Origin of the sequence: Leptolyngbya sp. FACHB-36, assembly GCF_014695955.1 — a bacterium.
Lineage (GTDB): Bacteria > Cyanobacteriota > Cyanobacteriia > Leptolyngbyales > Leptolyngbyaceae > FACHB-36.
Genome location: NZ_JACJPG010000210.1, coordinates 1 through 8,008, shown reverse-complemented (window position 1 = coordinate 8,008; position 8,008 = coordinate 1). Strand labels below are relative to the sequence as shown.

General features: G+C 50.5%; 8 protein-coding genes and 1 pseudogene. 2 read left to right on the top strand and 7 right to left on the bottom strand.

What is annotated here, in order from left to right:
* From H6F43_RS04895 to H6F43_RS04870, 6 genes and pseudogenes are all read right to left on the bottom strand, one after another.
* Positions 1 to 486, bottom strand: a pseudogene (locus H6F43_RS04895) (hypothetical protein); the annotation flags it as partial.
* 199 nt (positions 487 to 685) lie between these two features.
* Entirely contained in the window at positions 686 to 2,170 is a 1,485-nt protein-coding gene (locus tag H6F43_RS04890; RefSeq protein WP_190341222.1) for an alpha/beta fold hydrolase, read from the bottom strand.
* Between the two features lie 158 nt (positions 2,171 to 2,328).
* Entirely contained in the window at positions 2,329 to 3,177 is an 849-nt protein-coding gene (locus H6F43_RS04885; RefSeq protein WP_190341220.1) for an AraC family transcriptional regulator, read from the bottom strand.
* Between the two features lie 164 nt (positions 3,178 to 3,341).
* Positions 3,342 to 4,391, bottom strand: coding sequence for a cobalamin biosynthesis protein CobW (gene cobW, locus H6F43_RS04880; protein WP_190341219.1), 1,050 nt, complete (start codon positions 4,389 to 4,391; stop codon positions 3,342 to 3,344).
* Between the two features lie 149 nt (positions 4,392 to 4,540).
* The gene (locus tag H6F43_RS04875; RefSeq protein WP_190341217.1) at positions 4,541 to 5,257 is read right to left on the bottom strand and encodes a heme oxygenase (biliverdin-producing); all 717 of its coding nucleotides are present in this window, start codon (positions 5,255 to 5,257) and stop codon (positions 4,541 to 4,543) included.
* Between the two features lie 265 nt (positions 5,258 to 5,522).
* Entirely contained in the window at positions 5,523 to 5,864 is a 342-nt protein-coding gene (locus H6F43_RS04870) for an NAD(P)H-quinone oxidoreductase subunit M (protein ID WP_190341224.1), read from the bottom strand.
* A gap of 209 nt (positions 5,865 to 6,073) precedes the next feature.
* Between H6F43_RS04870 and coaE the strand changes: the two genes are divergently transcribed.
* Both coaE and H6F43_RS04860 read left to right on the top strand, forming a co-directional pair.
* Positions 6,074 to 6,718, top strand: coding sequence for a dephospho-CoA kinase (gene coaE / locus H6F43_RS04865; protein WP_190341215.1), 645 nt, complete (start codon positions 6,074 to 6,076; stop codon positions 6,716 to 6,718).
* 37 nt (positions 6,719 to 6,755) lie between these two features.
* The gene (locus tag H6F43_RS04860) at positions 6,756 to 7,319 is read left to right on the top strand and encodes a hypothetical protein (RefSeq protein WP_190341213.1); all 564 of its coding nucleotides are present in this window, start codon (positions 6,756 to 6,758) and stop codon (positions 7,317 to 7,319) included.
* Between the two features lie 293 nt (positions 7,320 to 7,612).
* On the opposite strand, the gene H6F43_RS04855 is transcribed toward H6F43_RS04860, so the two are convergent.
* A partial coding sequence (locus H6F43_RS04855) for a metallopeptidase TldD-related protein (RefSeq protein WP_242025337.1) occupies positions 7,613 to 8,008 on the bottom strand: 396 nt, incomplete at its 5' end.

Below are 8,008 nucleotides of genomic sequence, written 5' to 3'. Positions count from 1 at the left end.
TCCGGCGATCGATCGCCATTGCGTTTCCCCAATCTGCCAACAGTCTGAAGCACCCCCACAGCTTGGCTGCGCGCCGTTAAGCTGAATCGCTTGCGCTAGCGATGGCGGTTCAACCGAAGGAGCTGGATTGGGTGTAGGAACAGCGCTAGCGGCTGGTGCCGGACTAGGGGCTGGGGCTGAGCGTGGAGCAGGGGGACGATCGGAAATGGGCGATCGCGCAATCACAGGCGACTGCAAGCGCTTTGGCTGAGCGATCGTCGGTTTCGCGCTCGGCTGTGATTTGGTGGATGGTTTGGTAGATGGTTTAACAGATGGCTTGGGAGACGGTTTCAGCAGCGGCAACTGCGAGACTTTGACCGTTTTTGTGAGTTTTTCGGGAATGGGCGGCGAGGAAGGCACAGGCATCATCAGCAGTGCCCCGTGAAGACCCGCAGACAGCAGCACGGTCAGACTAATAAGGGTGCGTCGAGAAGCCAGTCGAGTCACGGTGAATGTCCGCTACACGTTCAGAAGGAGTGAGCAACTGAGCGATCGCCCAGTTGCAAAAATACTCCTCGTCATCTTACGGCTTCTTGAAAATTCAAGTCAATAAATTGACTGCGTGACTCCAACGGAATGCCTCTTTGGCTGCTAAGAAGTGACGCTGGGCAGGCAAGCTTCCTGCCCAATGAGTTCTACACCTGGTTCAACTCACCTGAGGTGCGTTAATGAACGCTGTGACGAATGCGAGAGCTTCGCGGATCTTTGCCTCGCCATCATAAAAATCAAGCTGTGAGCCACCAATCCAATGAACCTTTGGTTGGTTAGTTAGTGCATTGATAAACGCCTTTGCGCCGTCAGGAATGGCACCATTTTCAGAGTGGACAATGACCGTTGGCACTCGGATTTGCGGTGCTGACGCATGGGAGTCATACGTGAGCCATTCAGTCCAAGACAAGACAGCAAATTGATTGCCCCACTGCGGCAGCAGTCCCCGGTTCGTGTTGAAGTAGTAGTCATAGATTCCAGGCGAGGGGATGTACATGGCGGCGTAGGAGTCACTAGTACTCGCACTGGCAACAAACCGGACCTCACCCGTTTTCTCATAAATCTTACGGGCATCTCGTCCCTGGTTGAGGAGTCCATCGTATCCGTTCGGGCTGACTCCAGGACGAGCAGTGTAGTTGCGTCGGGCAATCTCAGGGTTGTGCAGCCACGGTGCCACCAAGGCAAGTCTGCTAACTCTAGTGTCTTCGGCTGTTGCTTGAGCCGCATACCCAGCACTGGCACAGACCCCGAGGATCGTGATTTTCGCTTTCTTCAGCTCCGGGCGACCTGAGACAAAGGAAATGGCAGCTTTGAAATCGTCTGTTTTGCGGCGTGGGGACTCATAGTGCCGGGGTTGTCCTTCACTTTCGCCGTAGCCACGGAAATCAAAAATCAGCGTAGTCAATCCTTCTTCAGCAAACCGCTTAGCATACAGCATCGGCATCTGCTCTTTAACGGTTGTCCAGGACCCAGCCGCAATAATCACTTCATTTGCTTTTGGGTTAGCAGGTTTGTAGAGCCAGCCTTTAAGAGTATCGCCACCGCTTTCAAAGGTGACATGTTCAACTGTGTGATTGCGAACTGGCTCGGTAATACCCGATCGCTGTTTTGCTTCGTCTAAAACCTTCGTGTTGCCAGACGATTTCTCTGGAATCATTCGCATTCGCATGACTTTGAGCGTACCGTCTTGATTCTCAAGTTCATACTCATAGCGACCTTCTAAGGTCCAACGATCGCCACCTAAAACGTCTTTCAAAACATGGCTGGCAGAAAAGCGTGAACTTGCCAGAATCCGTCCATCTTGCTCTCTTACTTCAATTTGTGAAAGTTGATGGGATGTAGTATCAAACTCTGAGAGCAGTGGTTGCCAGCGATCGACAATCTCTTGAGGACCGAGAAGCTCAGGATACCCATAATCTAATAAAACTTTAGTCGAAAAAAGCCGTGAAAGATCTTGCCATTTTCGCTGATCTGCTAATGAAGCTGTTTGGCGAATAAGTTGATTTGCAGCATTCAAATCAAACGAAGCTTTTTGAGCTTTAGTGTTTTGAGCACGACCGATCGAAATTGTGGTGCAAAGTGATAGAAGTGCCGCTCCAGAAATGATAAATCCACGACGTGTAAAAGCGTTGTGAAGTCTCATAGTACTCTTGTATTTCTTCAACATTTTTTCCACAGGCTCAAAAACCTTGTATTTCTATTCTGCAAATGCGCAAATTCAAGAAGCTACTGATAACATCAACCCTTGAATTCCAAAGTGCCGTTGCTTCCCTAACCTTCTCCTTCTGAAGGATAGGTGATTCATTCGGGCATGTCTTGTAGATTTTTGCGATCTTGTAAGCGGTATTGCCCTGGTGTAGTTTGGGTGTAACGCTTAAAGTGATGCGTCAGGTGGCTCTGATCTACAAATCCGGTGTCCAGTGCAACTTGCTGAAGTGGAATTCCCCTAGTAATCAGAGTTTTAGCGCGGTTAATTCGAACTTGAGCTTGATACTGTTTTAGCGAAATTCCAACCTCAGCTTTGAACACGCGGCTGAGGTAGTACGGGCTTAAATCCGCAATTTGCGCCAAACGATCGAGGCTGATATTTTCTCCACACTGGTCTTGCAAATAATCACGAACTCGACGAACGGCTTCGCGCTCAGTGTCGATCGGTCTTTGTTCAAACGCCGTTTCTGCATGGTTAGTAATCAGGCGCGCCAGTAAAGATAGCAGTAGAGAGTCTTGTTCCAGCCTCGAAGCTCTTCCCTGCGAGGCGTGATGAAACTCTAAAAAATGCTGCGCGAGATCGGTATTGAGAATTATTGGCTCTGGAAAAAACGGTGCAGCGATTTCTCCTTCAACCATTTCTGAAACTGCTGATTTGATGGTGTCAGAGTTGATGTACAGCATCCGAAATGTAGCAGCAGTTTGGCGATCTTCTATATCGCGTCCAGTATGCATTTCTCCAGGATGAATGACGCTAAGACTTCCCGTAGGCACCCACAAATGAGCACCTCGGTAGTAATATTCCCCAGGACAATCGAGGCTCAGACAGAACTGGTATTCCTCATGGCAATGTTCTGGTAACCATTCAGGAGGGCACGGTGCGTAGCGGTAAAACTCCAGCAGATTGTCCTCAAATAGCCATCCTTTAATGACGTGTTGCATCAGGATTTAGGGTTGAGAAACGTTAAGAGAAGCACGACAGATAAGGTTCGTCTTAAATTCTGCTTGACATTCTTTTTCGCATTAGAAGGCGGCCCTCCGTATACTACACTGCATACTGTTCAGATAAAGAATTAACGGTTAATAGCTAACAGCTAAAGCTCGTTTTAAGGCAGCGATATCATGGTTAATTGAGCTTCTATCTGCTCCGCACTTAAAGCACGACCAATGAAGACCAAGCGGGTTTGGCGAAGTTCATCGGGTAGCCAAGGACGATCGTAAAACTGCTCGAATCGGGTGCCAACGCCCTGCATGACCAAACGCATTGGCTTTTGCGGAACGGCGACAAATCCTTTAATGCGGTAGATTTCCTGCTGCTGAACCAGCGCTTCAAGGCGCGATCGCAGCCGCTCTGGGTCGAACGATCGATCCAAAATTAAGTGAGCAGACGTAATCTCATCGTCGTGGTCGTGGTCGTCCTCCGCATCGTGGTGGCTGGGGCGGCTTGCCAGATCGTCTTCGACAGCGGCTTGGAATCCCAGCAGCACCGTGGGGTCTAGCTGCCCACGCTCACTTGCCACGATCTTGACGGCTCTGGGCAACTCCTGCCGCACTCGCTCCATAACAGTCGCCTGTGTTGCTGTATCGACTAAATCGGTTTTGTTCAGCACAATCAAGTCCGCGCAGGCGATCTGGTCTTCAAATAGCTCCTGAATCGGGGTTTCGTGGTCTAAGTTGGGGTCAGCTTGACGCTGTGCTTCCAGCGCTTGTAGGTCGGTAGCGATCGTCCCCGATGACACCGCTTCGCAGTCCACCACCGTAATGACGCCATCCACCGTTGTAGCGTGGCGGATTTCGTGCCAGCGAAAGGCTTTGACGAGCGGTTTTGGCAGCGCCAGCCCGGACGTTTCAATTAAAACGCAGTCCAAATTGTCTCGCCGCTTCAGCAATTCCAGCATCGTCGGTAAGAATTCCTCCTGCACCGTGCAGCAGAGACAGCCATTTGTCAGTTCAACGATCGTTGCAGCGCTCTCCTCGTCTTCGGGACAGACTTGGCAAGATTTTAGCAGTTCACCGTCGATGCCCAACTCGCCAAACTCGTTGACTAGCACAGCGATTCGTCGCCCTTGGTTGTTCTGTAGCAGATGCCGGATCAGGGTAGTTTTGCCGCTGCCAAGGAAGCCAGTAATAACAGTGACGGGGAGTTTAGTGGGCATGGAGGATAGAGAGTAAGGGGGTGGAGAGGATTCTACAGTGAAAATTCGGCAAAATGCTAAGAATCCTGAATGCTCGATCGTGCTTCTACACCACCAAGCCTCCAGGATTCTGTTTAATTCAAAATTCAAACGGTTGAGTTATGCGTTCCCTATTCCGCTGTTGCCAGTTCGGTGCCGCCGCGAGAGCGCTTGCGGGTGAGGGTGTTGAACAGCATTTGACCGATCGCCTTGACCAGATTGCCCTCTAGCTCTTTGAACATCTTCATGTTCAAACCAAAGGCGTCATTTGCTTCAGCAACGATGCGATCGGCGGTCGCTTCGTCCACAGGCAGGTCATCCATTGCCTGACGGTAAGTAGCTTTGAACTGCTTCTCATCAGAAATGGTTTTGAACTCGTAGAACGCTGTACCTTCGCCATCCGCGAGATTCATGCCGCGCTGAGCAATTCCTTTGAGGATTTGACCACCTGACAAATCGCCCAGATAGCGGGTATACGAGTGAGCCACCATTAGCTCAGGCGCAGTGTTGGAAATTTCCCGAATTCGCTGCACATAGGCTTCGGCGGCCGCAGAGGGCGCAAACTGCTCGCGCCAGTTTGCACCATAGTAGAAAAACAGATCTTGCTCTAGAGCCGATTTGCGGTTCAGTTCCGGAAAGTAAATTTTGGAAAGAATTGGGTGATCGTGATGCCGCTCCAATTCTTCTTCCATCGCCGTGTAGACGAAGTAGAGGTTGGACACCAGCTTGCGGTAAGAGTTTTTTTCAACAACCCCTTTCAAAAAACAGGCAATAAATCCCGTGTTCTCAGCCATCGTGTGAGCTTTTTTAGTGCCCTCACGTAATTTCTTCGCCAAATTACTGCTCATGCTAAATCTTCCAATCTATGGATGACGTGCGACTGTTACGTTGTGTTCTGAAATGCAAATAGCCACCTAGATTGTTACGGTAGACCGATTTGATGAGCGTTTTCATTAAAAATTTTGAAGCGATCGCTCCGCGCCTACATTTTCATCCTGGCTGCAATAAAGAAGCCGCAACGCGAGAATGCCGATGAATTGCCTGCTTTAAGCAACATTCTCTCGCTACGGCTTACAATTTCTGACTCAGAAATTATTTAAGATTCTTAACGATTTATGATTCGGTTGGTACAACGCGCGGTTGTCCAAACGTGTAGTTTAGAACGCGGCTGTTCAGGTTGTAGGACACCTCACCGTTTTGCAGCAGCGATCGGATAAAGTGCTCTAAATCAGATCCGATGCGGCGAATGTTGTAGTCTGTCAAATCTGCACCACTGTAAGACTCCACGAGGTCATCAAATTTGCGGTACACCTTTTGCAGAGCATCGTCATTCCAGTTCAACTCGTTGTCTGGGTCAACATCCAGTGTCAGCACGTTGTCGTTCGGAACTAGCTCGTTGTTTTCAACCGTTGCCGTGAAAATACGAATATGCCGAGTGGTGGATTTTAGCAGCATGATGTGAATCTGAACTGGGTGCTGTACATCGTCTCTATTGTAAGGGGCGATCGCGCTTAGCACGCCGACGTGAAGTAATCCAGCACTTATAGATTCTATAAACAGACCTAGAGGTACCGCCTGTGCCTCAGAATGGCAGTGTAAGCCATACCACCAAGCATTTTTTTCTAACGATCGCTATAGTTTGTGTATCGGTGCATTGACGACTTATGAGCACTCGCCACGATTCAGTCGAAACTCCTCAGCGGATTATCGGGCTAACGGGTGGCGTTAGCATGGGCAAGACGGCTGTCTCCGATTATATTGCTGCGGTCCATCGCCTCACGGTTCTAGACGCCGATTGCTTTGCAAGAGAAGCGGTTGAACCAGGTTCCCCAATTCTTGCCGCGATCGCCGATCGCTACGGCTCTGGACTCCTGCGTGGCGACGGTACGCTAGACCGTCATCGCCTAGGCGAAATTATCTTCAATAGTTCAGCCGAGCGGCTGTGGCTGGAGCAGCAGATTCATCCCTTTGTCCGCGATCGCTTTGAAGCGATGCTTCAGGTGTCCGCTAAAGACAAGCCGATCGTGCTGGTGATTCCGCTGCTGTTTGAGGCGCGTATGACCGACTTGGTTACGGAAATTTGGGTAGTACACTGTCCGAATCAGCAGCAAGCAGAGCGACTGATGCAGCGCGATCAGCTGAGTTTAGATCAAGCGCACGCCAGGATTAACAGTCAGATGGCGATCGAGCAAAAGCTCGCCCGTGCAAACGTGATTCTAGACAACTCTGCAACTCTGGAGCACCTGCGAGCACAGATCGACGCTGCACTGATTCAACAGCCCCTCAGGTTGACCGTACCGCACAGCTAGCCCTACAGTAACGCTTGCAGGCTCAAATACCTTACTTATGGGCGCTACGGTACAACAAATTGCGGGTTACCTAGACAAACGAGGCTGGAAGTACCGCGTAGACGAAGCAGAGACTCGAATTCTGCTGGGCGTTTACGCCGACAACGTCGAGGATTTTCTCGTTGTTATCCAGCTTGAGGAGAATGGAGAATTTTTTGAACTGTTTGCTCCTCGCGTCCTGTCTGGCGTTAAAGATCACCCTCACAAAACTGCAATTCTGCAAGCGATGCTTTGCATCTCTTGGGAAACCAAAATGTTGCAGTGGGAGTACGACCCTTCAGATGGGGAAATCCGCGCCATTATTGAATTTCCGCTGGAAGACTCAACTCTTACCGAGCGGCAGTTCAATCGCTGCCTAAACAGTTTAATCGAGTTGGTAGACGAAATTGCGCTACCGCGACTGAAAGCTGTGATGGACACTGGCGAAGATCCGGGCGATCCAGACGACATTATGGAAGGCGAACGCCTACTGCTGCGGCTAGAACAATCAGGTCCCGGCATGTTGGAGATGCTGGAGCGAGCTATGCAAGCCCGCAAGCGACGCGGCAGAATGTCACCGTAGCGATTTGGAAGCGATACGAGCCTTTGGTTGTGTAGCTGCCGCCGCGATCGTGGCTACTACGCAACCAATCCCTATGTACTCCCATTCGAATGAACATCTAGCAGAGCCTCTGCATCTGCCGTTATTTAAGGAGATTGCAGAGTACGTCTGTCTAATAAAACATCTGTCCAATAGGTGCTGAGTCCGCTCAATCCTTCAAGCAGCCAGCTCAATAACTGCGACTGAAACTAACTCAACAACGAAACGTCGATCGGAGCGCGATCAATTTCTCGACTGCACCAAGGGCGTCTTCCCTACTCCATTGCTTCCCCGCCCACGACGACATCGCGAATCCGCAAACTCGGACCGCCACAGCCAACTGGAAGTCCGCTCTGTCCGCCTTTGCCACATCCGCCCGACTCATCCCAGAAGAAATCATCGCCGATCGCCTCAATATCTGCCAGCGTCTTGAACGCATTTCCCGATAGAGTGACGTCGCGGACAGGCTCGGCAATTTTACCGTCGCGAATCATCCAGGCTTCCCCGGCTGCAAACGTGAACATTTCACCATTGGTCATACCACCCAGCCAGTTGCGAGCGTAAACGCCTTCCGGGATGTCGCGAAATAGCTCCTGCACAGGTGTCTTTCCGCGTTCGATCCAGGTGTTGGTCATGCGGACGATCGGGGGATAGTTGTAGTTAAGGCAGCG